The 16,725-nt window shown below is 69.3% G+C and carries 13 protein-coding genes; 6 read left to right on the forward strand and 7 right to left on the reverse strand.

The genetic code is table 11. The annotated features are described in order from the left end of the window. Nucleotides 1-3: 3 nt before the first annotated feature. From H4Q84_RS17060 to H4Q84_RS17075, 4 genes are read right to left on the reverse strand one after another with little or no spacing between them, the layout of a single operon-like run. Nucleotides 4-1,974, reverse strand: coding sequence for an ASKHA domain-containing protein (locus tag H4Q84_RS17060; RefSeq protein ID WP_248580274.1), 1,971 nt, complete (start codon nt 1,972-1,974; stop codon nt 4-6). Between the two features lie 10 nt (nt 1,975-1,984). Continuing rightward, nucleotides 1,985-2,872: a dihydropteroate synthase gene (locus H4Q84_RS17065; RefSeq protein WP_248580275.1), complete on the reverse strand. Its 888-nt coding sequence runs from the start codon at nt 2,870-2,872 to the stop codon at nt 1,985-1,987. After that, on the reverse strand, nt 2,869-3,534 hold the full coding sequence (locus H4Q84_RS17070; protein ID WP_248580276.1) for a corrinoid protein: 666 nt from the start codon (nt 3,532-3,534) through the stop codon (nt 2,869-2,871). The genes H4Q84_RS17065 and H4Q84_RS17070 overlap by 4 nt, the downstream gene beginning before the upstream one ends. Further along, nucleotides 3,531-4,364 (reverse strand): IclR family transcriptional regulator, encoded by an 834-nt coding sequence (locus H4Q84_RS17075; RefSeq protein WP_248580277.1) that lies wholly within the window; start codon nt 4,362-4,364, stop codon nt 3,531-3,533. The genes H4Q84_RS17070 and H4Q84_RS17075 overlap by 4 nt, the downstream gene beginning before the upstream one ends. Before the next feature lie 82 nt (nt 4,365-4,446). On the opposite strand from H4Q84_RS17075, the gene H4Q84_RS17080 reads away from it, so the two are divergent. Beyond that, nucleotides 4,447-5,886, forward strand: coding sequence for a trimethylamine methyltransferase family protein (locus H4Q84_RS17080; RefSeq protein WP_248580278.1), 1,440 nt, complete (start codon nt 4,447-4,449; stop codon nt 5,884-5,886). Here the strand turns inward: H4Q84_RS17080 and H4Q84_RS17085 are convergent. The 3 genes from H4Q84_RS17085 to purU are packed head-to-tail and all read right to left on the reverse strand — an operon-like array spanning nt 5,855 to nt 9,326. Then, nucleotides 5,855-6,697, reverse strand: coding sequence for an alpha/beta hydrolase (locus H4Q84_RS17085; RefSeq protein WP_248580279.1), 843 nt, complete (start codon nt 6,695-6,697; stop codon nt 5,855-5,857). The genes H4Q84_RS17080 and H4Q84_RS17085 overlap by 32 nt on opposite strands. Nucleotides 6,698-6,714: 17 nt before the next feature. Then, nucleotides 6,715-8,394, reverse strand: a complete 1,680-nt coding sequence (locus H4Q84_RS17090; protein ID WP_248580280.1) for a formate--tetrahydrofolate ligase — start codon at nt 8,392-8,394, stop codon at nt 6,715-6,717. Between the two features lie 41 nt (nt 8,395-8,435). After that, complete coding sequence (purU, locus tag H4Q84_RS17095; RefSeq protein WP_248580281.1) at nt 8,436-9,326, reverse strand: formyltetrahydrofolate deformylase; 891 nt, start codon at nt 9,324-9,326, stop codon at nt 8,436-8,438. A gap of 99 nt (nt 9,327-9,425) precedes the next feature. Between purU and H4Q84_RS17100 the strand changes: the two genes are divergently transcribed. The 5 genes from H4Q84_RS17100 (at nt 9,426) to H4Q84_RS17120 (ending at nt 16,675) form a co-directional block, all read left to right on the forward strand. After that, a complete protein-coding gene (locus H4Q84_RS17100; protein WP_248580282.1) occupies nt 9,426-10,232 on the forward strand; it encodes an IclR family transcriptional regulator in 807 nt (268 codons plus the stop codon). A 130-nt stretch (nt 10,233-10,362) separates the two neighbouring features. Continuing rightward, entirely contained in the window at nt 10,363-11,832 is a 1,470-nt protein-coding gene (locus tag H4Q84_RS17105) for an aldehyde dehydrogenase family protein (RefSeq protein WP_248580283.1), read from the forward strand. Nucleotides 11,833-11,841: 9 nt separating this feature from the next. Then, nucleotides 11,842-13,569, forward strand: coding sequence for a choline dehydrogenase (gene betA, locus H4Q84_RS17110; protein ID WP_248580284.1), 1,728 nt, complete (start codon nt 11,842-11,844; stop codon nt 13,567-13,569). Next, nucleotides 13,566-14,642, forward strand: coding sequence for a betaine/proline/choline family ABC transporter ATP-binding protein (locus tag H4Q84_RS17115; RefSeq protein WP_248580285.1), 1,077 nt, complete (start codon nt 13,566-13,568; stop codon nt 14,640-14,642). The genes betA and H4Q84_RS17115 overlap by 4 nt, the downstream gene beginning before the upstream one ends. After that, nucleotides 14,639-16,675, forward strand: coding sequence for an ABC transporter permease subunit (locus H4Q84_RS17120; RefSeq protein ID WP_248580286.1), 2,037 nt, complete (start codon nt 14,639-14,641; stop codon nt 16,673-16,675). Before H4Q84_RS17115 ends, H4Q84_RS17120 begins: the two co-directional genes overlap by 4 nt. Nucleotides 16,676-16,725 lie beyond the last annotated feature (50 nt).

Raw genomic sequence — 16,725 nt, forward strand, 5'->3', positions numbered from 1 at the left:
CGGTCAGAACGAGAGCTGCTCGACGAACTTGTCGTTGAAGTCGGGGCGGTCGGAGAGCTCGACATAGGCCACCTCCTCCAGCAGCGCCTGGGCGCCGGCGCGCTCACGCACCGACAGGAGGGCCATCTTCGCGCCCTCGCCAGCGACGTTGCCTGCGGCGACGATCCGCAGGACCGGGAGCTTGGGCACGAGACCGATCCGAACCGCTGAGGCAGGGGAGAGATAGCTGCCGAAGGAACCCGCGAGCAGCACCTGCTGGATGTCGCGGTGCTCGAGGCCGAGCTGCTCGAGGAGCAGCGTCCAGCCGGTGGAGATCGCGGCCTTGGCGAACTGGAGCTCGCGTACGTCGCGTTGCGAGAGGTAGACGCACTCCGCCGGCTCGGTCTGCGGGGTGGGCCGGTGCAGAAGGAAGACGCGTTCCTCGCCGACCTTGGCCATCCGGTCGGCGAGAGCGGGCGCGATCTCCTTGGCCGACTCGTCCGGCACCAGCCGGCCCGAGCTGTCGAGCAACCCGACGCGCACCAGCTCGGCCACCGCGTCGACCAGCCCGGAGCCGCACAGCCCGCGGGGCTCGACGTCGCCGATCACACCGAGCGTGACGGCGGGCTCCTCCCCGAGCGCGTTGGGGTCGAGCTTGATCACCTCGATGGCGCCGTCGGCGGCGCGCATCCCGCACCGGATGGCCCCGCCCTCGAAGGCCGGGCCGGCCGGGGCGGCGGTGGAGAGGATGGTGTCGCCGTCACTGAGCACGATCTCGCAGTTGGTGCCGACGTCGATGAAGAGCCGGGTCCGCTTGTCGCGGTCCATGCCGGTTGCCAGCATCCCGGCCACGATGTCGCCGCCGACGTACGCGCCGAGCGCCGGGAAGAAGAAGGCGCGCGCTCGCGGGTGCAGGGTCAGGCCGAGCTCGGACGCGAGCACCGACGGCGGCTGGGCGGACGACATCACGAACGGTGCGACACCGAGTGGTTCGGGGTCGATCCCCAGCGCCAGCGCGGTCATCGTGGCGTTGCCGGCGATCGCCACCTCGTAGACCTGGGCCGGGTCGATACCCGCCTCGCGGCAGACCTGGCCCGCCAGCTCGGCCAGCGTCGCACCGGCCGCCTGCTGGAGCCGGCCGAGCGTGTCCTTGTCCATCATCGTCGCGCTGATGCGGCTGATCACGTCGCCACCGAACGGCTGCTGCTTGTTGAGCATCGACGTGACCGCGAGGGGTGTGCCGGTGCCGACGTCGAGCAGCGTCCCCACCACGGTGGTGGTGCCGAGGTCGAAGGCGATCGCGTAGCGAGCAGCGGTCGTGTCGCCCGGCTCGACGTCGATCAGGTCCTCGTCGACGATCACCGCGGTCACCTTGAAGTCGGCCTCGCGAAGCACGGTCGACAGCCGGCGGAGCACGTGCAGGTCGGCGGTCAGCTCGAGGTCCTCGATGGCGTCGGTCAGCCGGACCAGGTCGGTGCGCTGGTCGGCGAGCGTGGCCTCCTCGAGCTCGACGTACCGCTTCTGCAACGCCGGCCGCAGGATCACCTGGCGCCCGATGCCGACGGTCGCGGCCTTGGGCCGAGTGGTCAGCGGCGGCACCTCGACCGTGAGGTCGCGGGTGGCCTGCACGAGGCAGCCCAGTCGCCAGCCGGCGGCGATCTGCTCGCTCGAGAAAGTGCGTACGTCGTGCCGGGTGATGGGCACCTGGCCGCCCTCGACCCGGATCTTGCACTTGTGGCAGGTGCCGTGTCCGCCGCAGGTCGAGTCGATGGCGATGCCGTTCCACGACGCGGCGTCGAAGACGGTCACCCCGGGAGGAACACGTACGCCGCGCTGCGTCGGCGGCGCCTCGGCGCCGCCCTCGGTCAGGCTGTGGATCGTGAAGGCGAGGTCGACCCGGCCGGTGCCGTCGTGGCTGGCGGGCTCCGCCCCGGACGGCTCGATCAGACCCTCGCGGGCCACGTCCGCGAGGGAGAAGTCGGGCCCGTCGGTCACGGTGAGCTGCTCACTGGGCGGCTGCCGCTACCTTCGCCTGCCGCGCCCGGTGGGCGGCGATCCATGCGCCGCCCCACTCGTCGTGGCCGAGCAACAGGTCGGCGGCCTTCACGGCCTCGACGATCTCGGGGGTCCGGGTGTCCATGATCGCGCTCGTGAGGCCGGCGGTCATCGCCATCGGCAAGAAGGCCGCACCGAGCGCGTGCCGGGCCGGCATCCCGAAGGACACGTTGGAGGCCCCGCACGTCATGTTGACGCCGAACTCCTCGCGGATCCGGCGCATCGTCTCCAGGGTCGTGTTGACGACCTCCTGGTCGGCGCCGATCGGCATGGCCAGCGGGTCGATGACGATGTCGGCTGCCGCGATGCCGTACTCCTTCGTGGCGACCTCGATGATCTTGCGCGTCAGCAAGATCCGCTTCTCGACCTCCATCGGGATCTCGTCGGCATCGTTGGGCAGCGCGATGATCGCGGCGTCGTACTTCTTGACCAGCGGGAGGATCTGCGCCATCCGCTCGTCCTCGGCGGTGATCGAGTTGACCAGCGCCCGGCCCTGGTAGACCGAGAGCCCGGCCTCGAGCGCCTCCACCACCGAGGAGTCGATGCAGATCGGCTTGTCGGAGAGCTCCTGGACCATGACGATCGCCTTGGCCAGCAGGTCGGCCTCGTCGGTCAGCGGCACGCCCATGTTGATGTCGAGCACGTCGGCGCCGCCCTCGACCTGGGCCTTCACGTCGCGTTCGATCGCGGACAGGTCGCCTGCGCGCAACTGCTCCTGGAAGATCCGGCGGCCGGTCGGGTTGATGCGCTCGCCGATCAGGCAGAAGCGGTTGTCGTGCCCGATGACGACCTGCTGGGTGGCCGAGCGCAGCACGGTCTGGAGGCGGGGAGCGCTCATGCTGGGATCTTCGCGCGCTTGTCCTGGAGCAGGGCCTTCGCGCGTCGTACGGTCTGCGAGGCATCGGCGGCATAGCCGTCGGCACCGACCGCGTCGGCGTACTCCTGGGTGACGGGTGCGCCGCCGACCATCACGATCACTTCGTTGCGGATGCCGGCCTTCTCGAGGGCGTTCATGTTGGCCTTGAACATCGGCATCGTGGTGGTGAGGAACGCCGAGAAGCCGACGATGTCGGGCCGGTGCTCCTCGATGGCTGCCACGAACTTCTCGGGCGCCACCTGCACGCCCAGGTCGATGACCTCGAAGCCGGCGCCCTCGAGCATGATGTTGACGAGGTTCTTGCCGATGTCGTGGACGTCGCCCTTGACGGTGCCCATCAGGAACTTGCCAACGGTCTGCACGCCGGTCTCCGCGAGGAGCGGCCGGAGACGTTCCATCGCGCCGGCCATCGCGCGGCCGGCGATGAGCATCTCGGGGACGAAGAAGTCGCCGCGCTCGAAGCGCGCGCCGACCTCCTCGAGCGAGGGGATCAGCGCGTCGAAGAGAAGCGTCTGCGGCTCCATGTCGAGCGTGAGTCCCTCGTTGGTCAGCTCGAGGACGCGGGGGGCGTTGCCGACCAGCGTCTCGTCGTACAGGCCTTGCAGGATCTCCTCGGGAGTCATGCGACCACCTCCTCCTTGTTTGTCGTCCCGCGCAGCAGGGTCGTGAGCTGCGCGGCATGGTCCAGCAGGCTGCGGCCGAGCTCGTCGAGCCGCTCCTCCAGTCGTGGTGTCGGCCCGGAGACGCCGAGCGCGGCGATGGTGTCGCCGTGGATCCCGAACAGGGGTACGGCGACACCGGTGAGCCCGATCTCGAGCTCGTCGATCGTGAGCGCCCAGCCGCGTTCGCGGATGCGTACGCCGTCGCGGCGCAGCAGCGCGGGAGTGGCGATGGTCGCCTCGGTCGGCGCATCGAGCGGACCTGGCGGGATCGGCAGCGCACCCCAGGCGAAGAAGACCTTGCCGAGCGCCGAGCAGTGCGCGGGCACGTCGACCTCGGTCCAGTCGCGGGTGCCGAGCAGGTAGCGCGAGTCGACCTGCGCGACTTGTACGACGCGGTCGCCGCGGGTGACGCTCAGGTGCACGGTCTCGCCGGTGTCGTCGCCGATCTCCTCCATGGTCGGGCGGGCCAGCCGGACCAGCTCCTCCCACGGGTCGTGCCGGGCGGCGTACAGCCAGAACAGCCGACCTGCGACGTAGGAGCCGGTGACATCGCGCTCGAGCAGGCCCGAGCGCTCGAGCGCGGTGAGCATCCGGGAGGTCGTCGACTTCGCGAGACCGCTCGCGTCCTGGAGGTCGGCGAAGGTCATCGGCTCGTCGGCACGGACGACCGTGGCGACCAGGTCGGCTGCGCGGTCGACCGCGCGCGTGCCGCTGGCTCCACCACTCAGCTGGCCGGTGGCCGGGTCGCTCACGACGACTCCTCGGGTGTTGGGGGTTCCCTCGAGTTCCATGATGTGGAACCTTGTTCCCACATCATGAGGTTAGAAGCCGTCGGGGTCAGCGGTCAAGCACCCCGGCAGATCAGGAGGAACCGTGTTCCGCAACGCGATGCCGCGCTACGAGGTGCTGTCCGAGGATGCGATGGCGACCCTGGACCGGGGCTGGCGCAAGCTGATGACCGAGATCGGCGTCGAGTTCTTGGACGACCGCGCACTCGAGCTGTTCCGCAAGGCCGGCCAGCGCGTGGAGGACAACACGGTCTTCCTCGACCCCGACTTCGTGCTCGAGCAGGTGGCGAAGGCGCCGCGAGAGTTCGACGTACAGGCCCGCAACCCCGACAACACCATCCACATCGGGGGCGACTCGATGGCCTTCGGTGCGGTCTACGGGCCGCCGTTCGTCCGGCAGGGCGAGGTGCGCCGCGACGCCACGATGGACGACTTCAGGAACTTCACGAAGCTGGCCCAGAGCTTCCCGGTGCTGGACTCCGCGGGCGGCGTGATCTGCGAGCCCAACGACACCCCGCTCGACAGCCGGCACCTCGACATGACCTACGCGCTCCAGACGCTGACCGACAAGATCTACATGGGCAACGTCGTGTCGGGTGTCAACGCCGCTGACACCATCCGGATGGGCGAGATCCTCTTCGGCTCCCGCGAGGCGATCGAGGAGACGCCGGTCTCGATCTCGCTGATCAACTGCAACTCCCCGCTGCGCTGGGACGACCGGATGCTCGAGGCCCAGTTCGAGTACTCCAGCGCCGGCCAGCCCGTCGTGCTCACCCCGTTCATCCTGATGGGCGCGATGTCGCCGGTGACCATCCCCGCCGCGCTGGTGCAGCAGATCGTCGAGGCGTTGTCGGGGATCGCCCTCTCGCAGCTGATCCGCCCGGGCTGCCCGGTGATCTTCGGATCGTTCCTCTCGAACATCGACATGCAGTCGGGCTCGCCGACGTTCGGCACTCCGGAGTCGGGAATCGGCCTGCTCTGCACCGGCCAGATCGCCCGCCACTTCGGCCTGCCGTTCCGCACCGGCGGGGGGCTCACGTCATCACAGGTAGCCGACGCCCAGGCGGGCTACGAGGCGCTGATGACGTTGATGCCGACGTTTCTCGCAGGGGCCAACTGGGTGATGCACTCGGCCGGCTGGCTCGAAGGTGGCCTGGTCGCCGGCTACGAGAAGTTCATCGTCGACATCGAGCTGCTGCAGATGATGCAGGCCGAGTTCACGCCGCTCGAGATCGACGAGGCCTCGATGGCGTTCGGTGCGCACGAGGAGGTTGGCCACGGCGGCCACTTCCTGGGCGCCGCGCACACCATGGAGCGGTTCCGCACCTGCTTCTACCGACCGCTGCTGTCGTCGTCGGACAACTACGAGAAGTGGATGCGCAACGGGGGCAAGGACGCCAACGACCGGGCCGCCGAGATCTACCAGAAGAAGCTGGTGGAGTACGAGCAGCCGGCGCTGGACGACGCCGTTCGACAGGAGCTCGAGGAGTACGTCATCCGTCGGCGGGCCGAGCTCGGCGACTGAGGAACTCGGTCAGCCGCGCGGAGAGCTGCGCCGGGGCATCCTCCTGAACGAGATGCCCCGCGCCCTCGAGCCAGTGCAGCTCGGCGGTGGGGAGGGCGGCCGCGAGCTGCTCGCCCTTGGCTGGCGGGAGCCAGGTGTCCTCAGTGCCCCAGCACACGAGCGTGGGAATGGTCACCTCGGCGTACCTGTGCTCCAGCTCGTCGGTGAAGCGCTGGTCGCCCTGCGCCATCTGGCGATAGAGGGCGGGTTGGCCCTCGGTGCCGAGCCACGGAGCGACATAGGCCGACAGCGTCTCTTCGGTCAGGCCGCGATGGCTGGCGGTGCCGACGTAGCCACGCACCAGACCCTCGTGCACGGCGGCCGGCAGTTGCGCGAAGACCTCCTCGTGGTCGCGGGCGAGCCTGAAGAGCCCGGTGCCCCACGGCCCGTGCGTGACGGCGTCGACCAGGGCGAGGCGCTCGTAGCTCGCACCGTGCAGCAGGTGCGCCCGAAGGGCCACGGCACCGCCGAAGTCGTGTGCCACCACGGCCGGGGCGTCGAGCTCCCAGTGCCCGAGCAGCGCGGCGAACAGCTCGCCCTGGGTGGCCAGCGAGACGTCCTGGCCGGACCGCTTCTCAGAGGCGCCGTAACCGACCATGTCCCATACGTAGACCGTGCGGTGCACCGACAGTGCCGGCGCAATGTCACGCCACACGTACGACGAGAACGGGGTTCCGTGCAGCAGCACCACCGGTGGCCCCGCCCCGAACCTGTCCCAGGCGACCTCTCCCTGAGAGCTCTGGAAGCGGTGACCCAACGTCCAGTCCGTCATGTGGCCACCCTAGGCGGTCAGGAGAGACCGAGGACTGTGCCGTCGTCGGTCAGGTCGATGCGGGACGCAGACGGGTTCTGGGGCAGCCCGGGCATCGTCATCATGTCGCCGCACACCATGACGACGAAGCCGGCGCCGGCCGACAGCCGGACCTCACGCACGTGCAGCTCGTGCCCGGAGGGAGCGCCCAGCGACGTCGGGTCGGTCGAGAAGGAGTACTGCGTCTTCGCCACGCACACCGGCAGGGTGCCGTACCCGTCGCGCTCGATGCGCAGCAGCCGCCGCCTCGCCTTGGCGTCCCACGTCACCAGGCCCGCGCCGTACAACTTTGTCGCGATCGCCTCCACCTTCGCGGTGAGGGACAGCTCGTCGTCGTAGGTGAACGAGAAGGTGTACGGCGACGGCTCGTCGAGCGCCGCGAGCACGCCCTTCGCCAGGTCCTGGGCACCTGTCCCGCCGTCGGCGAAGTGGGTCGCCGGGACGGCCTCGACACCTTCGGCCGCCACCAGCTCGACCACTCTGGCCACCTCGGCGTCGGTGTCGGTCGGGAAACGGTTGACCGCGACGACGCACGGGATGCCGTACACGCCGCGCACGTTGTCCAGGTGCCGTCGCAGGTTCACCATCCCCGCCTCGACCGCTCCGAGGTCCTCGGCTCCGAGGTCGGCCAACGCGACGCCGCCGTGGTACTTCAGGGCCCGCACCGTCGCCACCACCACCGCGACGTCGGGACGCAGGCCCGACTTCCGGCACTTGATGTCGACGAACTTCTCCGCGCCGAGATCGGCACCGAACCCGGCCTCGGTCACCACGAGGTCGGCCAGCCGCAGTCCGGCGCGCGTGGCCGACACCGAGCTGCACCCGTGCGCGATGTTCGCGAACGGCCCGCCGTGGACGAACGCCGGCGCGCCCTCGAGGGTCTGCACCAGGTTTGGCGCGAGGGCATCGCGCAGCAGGGCCGCCATCGCGCCGTCGGCGCCGAGCTCGCGTGCCGTCACCGGCGTCATCGCCCGCGTGTAGCCGAAGACGATGTCGCCGATCCGTCGCTTCAGGTCTCCCCACGACTCGGTGAGACAGAAGATCGCCATCAGCTCCGAGGCCACGACGATGTCGAAACCGTCCTCGCGGGGGAACCCGTTCGCGTGGCCGCCCATGCCGACGACCACCTCGCGCAGGGCGCGGTCGTTGGTGTCGAGCACCCGCTTCCAGGTCACGCTGCGTACGTCGATGTCGAGCTCGTTGCCGTGGTGGACGTGGTTGTCGATCAGTGCGGAGAGCAGGTTGTTGGCGGCGGCGATGGCCGCGAAGTCGCCGGTGAAGTGCAGGTTGATCTCGGTCATCGGCACCACCTGGCTGTAGCCGCCACCGGCCGCGCCACCCTTCATACCGAACACCGGTCCCATCGACGGCTCGCGCAGGCAGGCGACGGTGCGGTGGCCCAGGCCGTGCAGGGCGTCGGTGAGGCCGACCGTGGTGGTGGTCTTGCCCTCGCCGGGCGGAGTGGGGGACATCGCAGTGACCAGGACTAGCCGGCCGAGCGGCCGGTCGGCGAGGGACGTCAGGTAGGTCAGGTCGACCTTCGCTTTGTAGTGGCCGTACGGCACCAGGTGCTCCTCGGGGATCCCGAGGGTCGCGGCGGCCACGTCCCTGATCGGTTGCAGGACGGCTGCATTGGCGATCTCGATGTCCGACAGCATGCTGGTCGACCTCTCTCGATGGTGTGTGCCGTCGCCGACTCTCAGCGGAAGACGACGGTCCTGTCTCCGTTGAGCAGCACCCGCGACTCGCAGTGCCAGCGGACCGCGCGCGACAGCACCTGCGCCTCGACGTCCCGGCCTGCGGAGACCAGCTGGTTCTGGTCGTAGTTGTGGTCGACGCGGAGCACGTCCTGCTCGATGATCGGGCCCTCGTCGAGGTCGCCGGTGACGTAGTGAGCCGTGGCGCCGACGAGCTTCACGCCCCGGTCGAAGGCCTGGTGGTAGGGGCGCGCGCCCTTGAAGCTGGGCAGGAACGAGTGGTGGATGTTGATCGCGCGGCCGGAGAGCTGGCGGCACAGGTCGTCGGAGAGTACCTGCATGTAGCGCGCCAGCACCACCAGGTGGGCTCCGGTGTCGTCCACTAGCTCCATGAGGCGCTTCTCCGCATCGGCCTTGGTCTCCGGCGTGACCGGGACGTGATGGAAGTCGATGCCGTAGGAGCGGGCGAGCGGCCCGGCGTCGGGATGGTTCGACACGACCGCCGTGGTCTCGATCTGCAGCGATCCGGTGCTGGCCCGGAACAGCAGGTCGTTGAGGCAGTGCAGCTGCTTGGACACCATGATCAGCGTCTTGTACGGCGCCTTCGCGCCCCACAGCTCGAAATCCATGCCGAAACGCGTGGCCACGGAGGTGAACTCGTCGCGCAGGTGGTCGGCCGACGCAGCTTCGGCGATCTCGAAGTCGATCCGCATGAAGAAGCGGCGCGTGAGCCTGTCGCCGTACTGCTGGCTCTCCACGATGTTGCCGCCGTGCGCAACCAGGAAGCCGGAGACGGCGTGCACGATGCCCGGCTGGTCGGGGCACGAGAGGATGAGTACGAAGTCGCCGGCCGGCGCAGTGGCCGGACCGGATCCGATCGAGGACTGCGCCATGAATGCTCCTGTGTGCGGTGGGTCGAGGACGAGGTGCGACGTTGCGCTCAGCGGAACGCAGTCTGCGATACGCAACAGTGCATACGCTAGTCTCGCGCCATGACCAAGATGGCCGAGGTCGATCCGACCCGTGCCGAGTCGAGCGCCGTCACCGGCGCCGGCGTCCAGTCGGTCGACCGGGCCCTGGCCATTCTCGAGGTCCTCGCGCGGTTCGGCGAGGCCGGGGTCACCGAGATCGCCGCGGAGCTCGGCGTCCACAAGAGCACCGCCTTCCGGCTGATGGCGACGCTCGAGGCCCACCGCCTCGTCGAGCAGACGACCGAGCGTGGCCGCTACCGGTTGGGCGTGGGCATCCTGCGCCTCGCGGGCGCCACGACTGCACGCCTCGACCTGGTGCAGGAAGCCCGGCCGATCTGCCGCAAGCTCGCGGCCGACACCGGTGAGACCGTGAACGTGGCCGTGCTTTCGGAGAGCTCCGCTCTCTATCTCGACCAGACCGCCGGCTCGTCGGCGCTCCAGCCGCACAACTGGGTCGGGCAGCACATCCCCCTGCACGCCACGAGCAACGGCAAGGTGCTGCTCAGTGGTCTGGACGACGCCGCGCTCGATGCGGTGCTCGGCAAGCTGTCGACGTACACCCCGCACACCATCACCCGCCGGCCCAGGCTGCGCGAGGAGCTCGACCGGGTCAGGGAGCGCGGCTACGCCGTCGCCGTCGACGAGCTGGAGATCGGACTCACCGCTGTCGCCGCCCCGATCCGCAACGCGCACGGTGACGTGGTGGCGTCGATGAGCGTCTCCGGTCCGTCGTTCCGACTGCCCCAAGATCGCGTGGACGAGGTGGTGGAGTTGCTCATGGAGGCCGCCGCCGAGGTCTCTCATAGGCTGGGCTGGGGTCAACGTTAGGTCACGCCGGTCCGTATCCCCTTGACGTGAGGGTGGCCTGACAGCATCCTCAGAATGTTCGGTCTGGTTGCGCTGACAGCATTCCGGTTGCGACATACGCAACAGTGGGGATGCGGAGAGTGAGTCTGCTGTGCCTGAGCTCTACCTCGACGGTGCGTGGACGAGCGCACGCGCCTCAGCGCGCCGCGAGATCCGCTGCCCGGCCGACGGCACGCTCGTCGCGCAGGTCGACGAAGCCGACGCCGAGGACACCGAGGCGGCGATCGGGGCCGCCCATCGCGCGTTCCATGAGGGCAGCTGGCCGGCCACCTCGAGCCGCGGGCGCGGCGACCTTCTGTTGAGGGTCGCCGACCTGCTCGAGCGCGACACCGACCAGGTCGCACGGATGGAGTCGCTGGACACCGGGAAGCGACTCGTCGAGAGCGAGTACGACGTCGCCGACGTGGTCTCGGTCTTCCGCCACTACGGCCGGGTGGCAGCCGAGGAGGCCGGGCGGGTCGTCGACACGGGAAACCCCGACGTCGTTAGCCGGATCGTCCACGAGCCGGTCGGCGTCTGCGGCCTGATCACCCCGTGGAACTACCCCCTCCTCCAGGTCTCGTGGAAGGTCGCGCCGTGCCTGGCCGCCGGCAGCACGTTCGTGCTCAAGCCGAGCGAGCTCACGCCTCACTCCGCCATCCATCTGATGCGGCTGCTCGAGGAGGCCGGCCTGCCAGCGGGCGTCGGCAACCTGGTCCTCGGGGCAGGTGCCACTGCGGGTGCGCCGCTGTCCACGGACCCGCGCGTCGACCTGGTGTCGTTCACCGGTGGCCTCCAGACCGGACGCAACATCATGGCGGCCGCCGCGGCGACGGTGAAGAAGGTGGCGCTGGAGCTCGGTGGCAAGAACCCGAACGTCGTCTTCGCCGATGCCGACCTCGAGGTCGCCCTCGACTTCGCGCTGACCGCGGTCTTCCTCCACTCCGGCCAGGTGTGCTCGGCGGGGGCCCGGCTCCTCGTCGAGGAGTCGATTCACGACGAGTTCGTCGACGCCCTCGTCGCCCGGGCGGAACGCATCCGGCTCGGCGGACCCTTCGACGACAAGGCCGAGACTGGCCCGCTCACCAGCGCCGCGCACCGCGAGAAGGTCGAGGCCTACGTCGCCCGCGGCCTCGCCGAAGGCGCCGTACTCCGATGTGGTGGATCGCGGCCGGCCGATCCCGGTCTGGCCGACGGCTTCTACTACCTGCCTACGATCCTCGACAGCTGCACGAGCTCGATGTCGGTGACCCAGGACGAGTCGTTCGGCCCGGTGCTGACCATCGAGACGTTCCGCGACGAGGACGACGCTGTGGCCATCGCCAACGACAGCATCTACGGCCTGGCGGGTGCGGTCTGGACCCAGGACGCCGGCAAGGGGCAGCGGGTGGCACACAGGCTGCGGATGGGCACGGTCTGGATCAACGACTACCACCCGTACGTGCCCCAGGCGGAGTGGGGCGGCTACAAGCAGTCCGGGATCGGACGAGAGCTCGGGGCGGCGGGGCTCGACGAGTACCGCGAGACCAAGCACGTCTGGCACAACATCCGCCCGGCCGTGCAGCACTGGTTCGAGGAGTAGGACGTAGACATGAGCGCGGACCGGTACGACGTCGTCATCGTGGGGGGTGGCTCGGCAGGGTGCGCGCTGGCCAACCGGCTCTCTGCCGACCCGGGCACGAGCGTCCTGGTCCTGGAGGCCGGACGCTCCGACCACCGGATCGACCCGTTCATCCACATGCCGGCGGCGCTGCCGATCCCGATCGGGAACCGGCTCTACGACTGGAAGTACGAGACCGACCCCGAGCCGCACATGAACGGACGCAGGGTGTCCCACGCCCGCGGCAAGATCCTCGGCGGCTCGTCGAGCATCAACGGGATGATCTTCCAGCGCGGCAACCCGCTCGACTACGAGCGTTGGGGCGCCGACCCAGGGATGAAGGAGTGGGACTACCTCCACTGCCTGCCGTACTTCAAGCGGATGGAGACCCGGCTCCTGGACAACGGCACGCCCGCCCCCGACGACTGGCGCGGTGGTGACGGACCGCTGGTGCTCGAGCGGGGGCCGGCCACCAACCCGCTCTTCGGCGCGTTCTTCCAGGCTGCGCAGGAGGCTGGCTACCCGCTGACCGACGACGTCAACGGCTACCGGCAGGAGGGGTTCGCGAGGTTCGACCGTAACGTCCACCGTGGCCGCCGGCTCTCCGCCGCCCGCGCCTACCTGCACCCGGTCCGCGACCGCAAGAACCTCAGGGTCGAGACGATGGCGACGGCGACCAAGGTGCGGTTCCGGGGCAAGCGCGCGGTTGGCGTCGACTACCTGCGCGGTGGCCGGCTGCGCCGGACGGTCGACGCCGGTCAGGTGATCCTGTGCGGCGGTGCCATCAACAGTCCCCAGCTGCTCCAGCTCTCCGGTGTCGGTGACGAGTCGCTGCTCCGGCAGCAGGGCGTCGACCTGGTCCACCACCTGCCTGGTGTGGGCGAGAACCTCCAGGACCACCTCGAGGTCTACATCCAGTACGCCTCCAAGCAGCCCGTCTCGATCGCGCCCGGCCTCCGCTGGCGCGCGCGTCCCGGTATCGCCTACCAGTGGCTGTTCCACCGCCGCGGCCTCGGCGCCACCAACCACTTCGAGGGTGGCGGTTTCGCCCGCAGCAACGACGAGGTCGACTACCCGAACCTGATGTTCCACTTCCTGCCCGTCGCCATCCGGTACGACGGCACCGCGCCGACCGAGGGGCACGGCTACCAGGTGCACATCGGCCCGATGTACGCCGACACGAGGGGTTGGGTCCGGATCAGGTCGCGGGACCCGAAGGTGCACCCGTCCATCCAGTTCAACTACCTCTCGACGCCGACCGACAAGAAGGAGTGGGTCGAGGCGGTCCGCGTTGCCCGCCACATCCTCAACCAGCCGGCGTTCACGCAGTACAACGCCGGCGAGCTGTCGCCGGGGCCAACGGTCGAGACCGACGAGGAGATCCTCGACTGGGTCCGAGCCGATGCCGAGACCGCCCTGCACCCGTCCTGCACCGCCAAGATGGGCGTCGACGACATGGCGGTCGTCGACCCGACCACCATGGGTGTGCACGGGACCCAGGGGTTACGCGTCGTCGACGCGTCGGTCTTCCCGTACGTTCCGAACGGCAACATCTACGCGCCGGTGATGATGGTGGCCGAGAAGGCCGCCGATCTCATCGCCGGCAACACCCCGCTCCCGCCGGCGGACGTGCCCTACTACCGCTATCGCGACGGCACCCCGCTCCATCCGCCCGGCGACCGCCGCAACGCCTTCGCCGACCACGAGGAGAACCCATGAGTGCCATCACCGACCAGCAGTCGCCCGTGGTCCCGGCGAGCACCGACGCCGCGCTGTCGGTACGCAACCTGTGGAAGATCTTCGGACCCCGCGCCGACAAGGTGATCGGTACGCCCGATGCCGATCTGTCGCGAGCCGACCTGAAGAAGAAGACCGGCTGCGTCGTGGGGGTCAAGGACGTGTCCTTCGACGTCGCGCCCGGCGAGGTCTTCGTCGTGATGGGCCTGTCGGGCTCCGGCAAGTCCACCCTGGTGCGCTGCCTGACCCGCCTGATCGAACCGACCTCGGGCACGGTCGACATCGGCGATCAGGACGTCACGCATGCCTCGGAGAGCGAGCTGCGCGACCTGCGCCGCAACCAGGTGTCCATGGTGTTCCAGCACTTCGGCCTCCTCCCGCACCGACAGGTGATCGACAACGTCGGCTACGGGCTGGAGATCCGGGGGATGGGCAAGAAGGAGCGCCGGGCCAAGGCCACGGAGATCATCGAGCTGGTCGGCCTCGACGGATACGAGCGCTCCTACCCCGACCAGCTGTCCGGTGGCATGCAGCAGCGGGTCGGCCTGGCCCGGGCCCTTGCCGGAGACCCCAACATCTTGTTGTTCGACGAGCCGTTCTCGGCGCTCGACCCGCTGATCCGCCGCGACATGCAGAACGAGGTCATCCGCCTGCACCACGAGCTCGGCAAGACCATGGTCTTCGTCACCCACGACCTGCAGGAGGCGCTCAAGCTCGGTGACCGGATCCTGATCATGCGGGACGGCGAGGTCGTCCAGATCGGCGCACCGGACGAGGTCGTGGGCGCCCCCGCTGACGACTACGTGCGTGACTTCACCTCCGAGGTGCCCCGCTCGCACGTGCTTACTCTCAAGTGGGTCATGCGCGAGCCCCGGCCCGACGACTCCTCCGAGGGTCCGGTGATGACCTCCGACACCGTCGTACGTCGTGCCGCCCAGGCCGCGCTCGCCTCGGACCATCCGGTGCGGGTGGTCGACGACGGCGTGCTCGTGGGCATCGTCGACGACGACGCGATCCTGCGGGTCGTGGTGGCCGAGGAGGAGGCGAGGGGATGACCGCAACGCTCGCACCTCCCCGGCCCGCCGATCCAAAACGCGAGGAGCCGCCCGCCGTCAAAGGCCGCGGCATCCCCCGCTGGGCCTGGGCGCTCGGCGTCGTGGGCGCGTGGCTGGTCATGTGGTCCTTCACCAAGGGCGAGCACACCCTGGAGCTCCCGGTCCGCGAGCACACCGATCTCCAGGACTCGCTGACGGGGTTCCGCGACTCCGTGCTGGCCAGCCGCGACACCAACCCGCTCATCCAGTTCACGTACAACCTGGGCGAGTGGTTCGTCTCGGTCGTCGACTGGCTCCAGCGGATGGTCTCGATCCCCGACTTCCCACGACCGGTGCCGCAGATCGGGTGGCTGGGCGTGACCGCGATCGCCACCTGGGTCGGCGCCGCCCTGGCTGGCTGGCGGATCGCGATCCTCGTCGCATTGTCGTTCGTCTCGTTCGGCGTCTTCGGCTTCTGGAGCGACGCGATCGACCTGCTGATCATCACGTTCGTCGCGGTCGTGATCGCGGTGCTGATCGGGATGCCGCTCGCCGTACTGCTCGGGACTGCCGGCAGGACCGTGACCTCGGCCATCAACACCGTGCTCGACATCATGCAGACGCTGCCGACGTTCGTGTACCTGCTGCCGATCGTGCTGTTCTTCGGCATCGGTGCCTCGGCAGCGGTGGTGTGCACCCTGATCTACGCGCTGCCCCCGATCATCCGGATCGCTGGCTACGGCATCCGCTCGGTGTCGGCGACCACCATCGAGGCCACCGACTCCGCGGGCCAGACCAGCAGGCAGCGGTTGACCAAGGTGCAGCTTCCGATGGCACGCGCGACCATCGTGGTCGGGCTCAACCAGACCATCATGGCGGCGCTCTCGATGGCGACGATCGCCTCCTTCGTCGACGGTCCCGGGCTCGGCCAGCCGGTGCTCTCCGCGCTGATCAAGAACGACGTCGGCGGGGCCTTCGTGCCGGGCATGCTGATCGTGGTGATGGCCGTGATGCTCGACCGCACCACGACCGCGGCCAGCGAGCGCGCCGAGCTGCTCGCCCGTGGCGGCGGGGACGCCCGGCTGAGGCGGATCATGCTTGCCGTGGCCGGCGCCGGAGTCCTCGTCGCGATCTGGGCCTCGCGCTACTACCCGTCGGCAGCCAAGTTCCCCGAGACGTCCTGGGGCCCGCGCGTCTCCGACCAGGTGGACCGCTTCTTCACCTGGTTCACCGACACGTTCGGTGGTGTGACGCAGGGCGTGGCCGACGCGATCACGGAGGGACTGCTGAACCCCCTCCAGTCGCTGATGGCGGAGTCGCCCTGGTGGCTTGCCGCTGCGGGCATCCTGGCCCTGGCCGCCGTTTTCGGTGGCTGGCGCGCGATGGTGCCGACGGTGATCTGCCTGGCGGGCGTCCGGCTGTTCGGCCTGTGGCACGACACGATGATCACCCTCAACATGACCCTGGTCGGCACGCTGCTCGTGATGGTCCTGGCGCTGGTCTTCGGGGTGTGGATGGCTCGGCGCAAGTCCGTCGACCTGCTGCTGCGGCCCTTGCTGGACGCCGGGCAGACCATCCCGCCGTTCGTCTACCTGATCCCGGTGCTCGCCCTTTTCGGTCCGTCGCGGTTCACCGCGATCGTCGCGGGTGTCGTCTACGCCGCCCCGGTGGCCATCAAGCTCGTCGCGGACGGTGTCAAGGCGGTCGCGCCCACCACCCTCGAGGCCTCCCGCTCGACGGGCTGCACCACCTGGCAGGAGATCACCAAGGTCCAGCTGCCGATGTCCCGAGGGTCGATCGTGCTCGCCGCTAACCAGGGACTGCTCTACGTCCTGGCGATGGTGGTCATCGGCGGCCTGGTCGGCGCCGGAGCGCTCGGCTACGACGTCGTACTCGGTTTCTCCCGCTCGGAGGAGTGGGGGAAGGGGGCGGCGGGCGGTCTCAGCATCGTGCTGCTGGGGATCATGATCGACCGGATCGCACGCGCGTCGGCGCACGAGGACAAGGCCACCAAGGACCCGACGAAGCGCCCGTGGTGGAAGGCCGCCAGGTGAGCGCCTGCGATCTCCAACAGACTGCACCGAACACGCACCACCAACCAAGG

This window comes from Nocardioides sp. InS609-2 (assembly GCF_023208195.1).
Lineage (GTDB): Bacteria > Actinomycetota > Actinomycetes > Propionibacteriales > Nocardioidaceae > Nocardioides.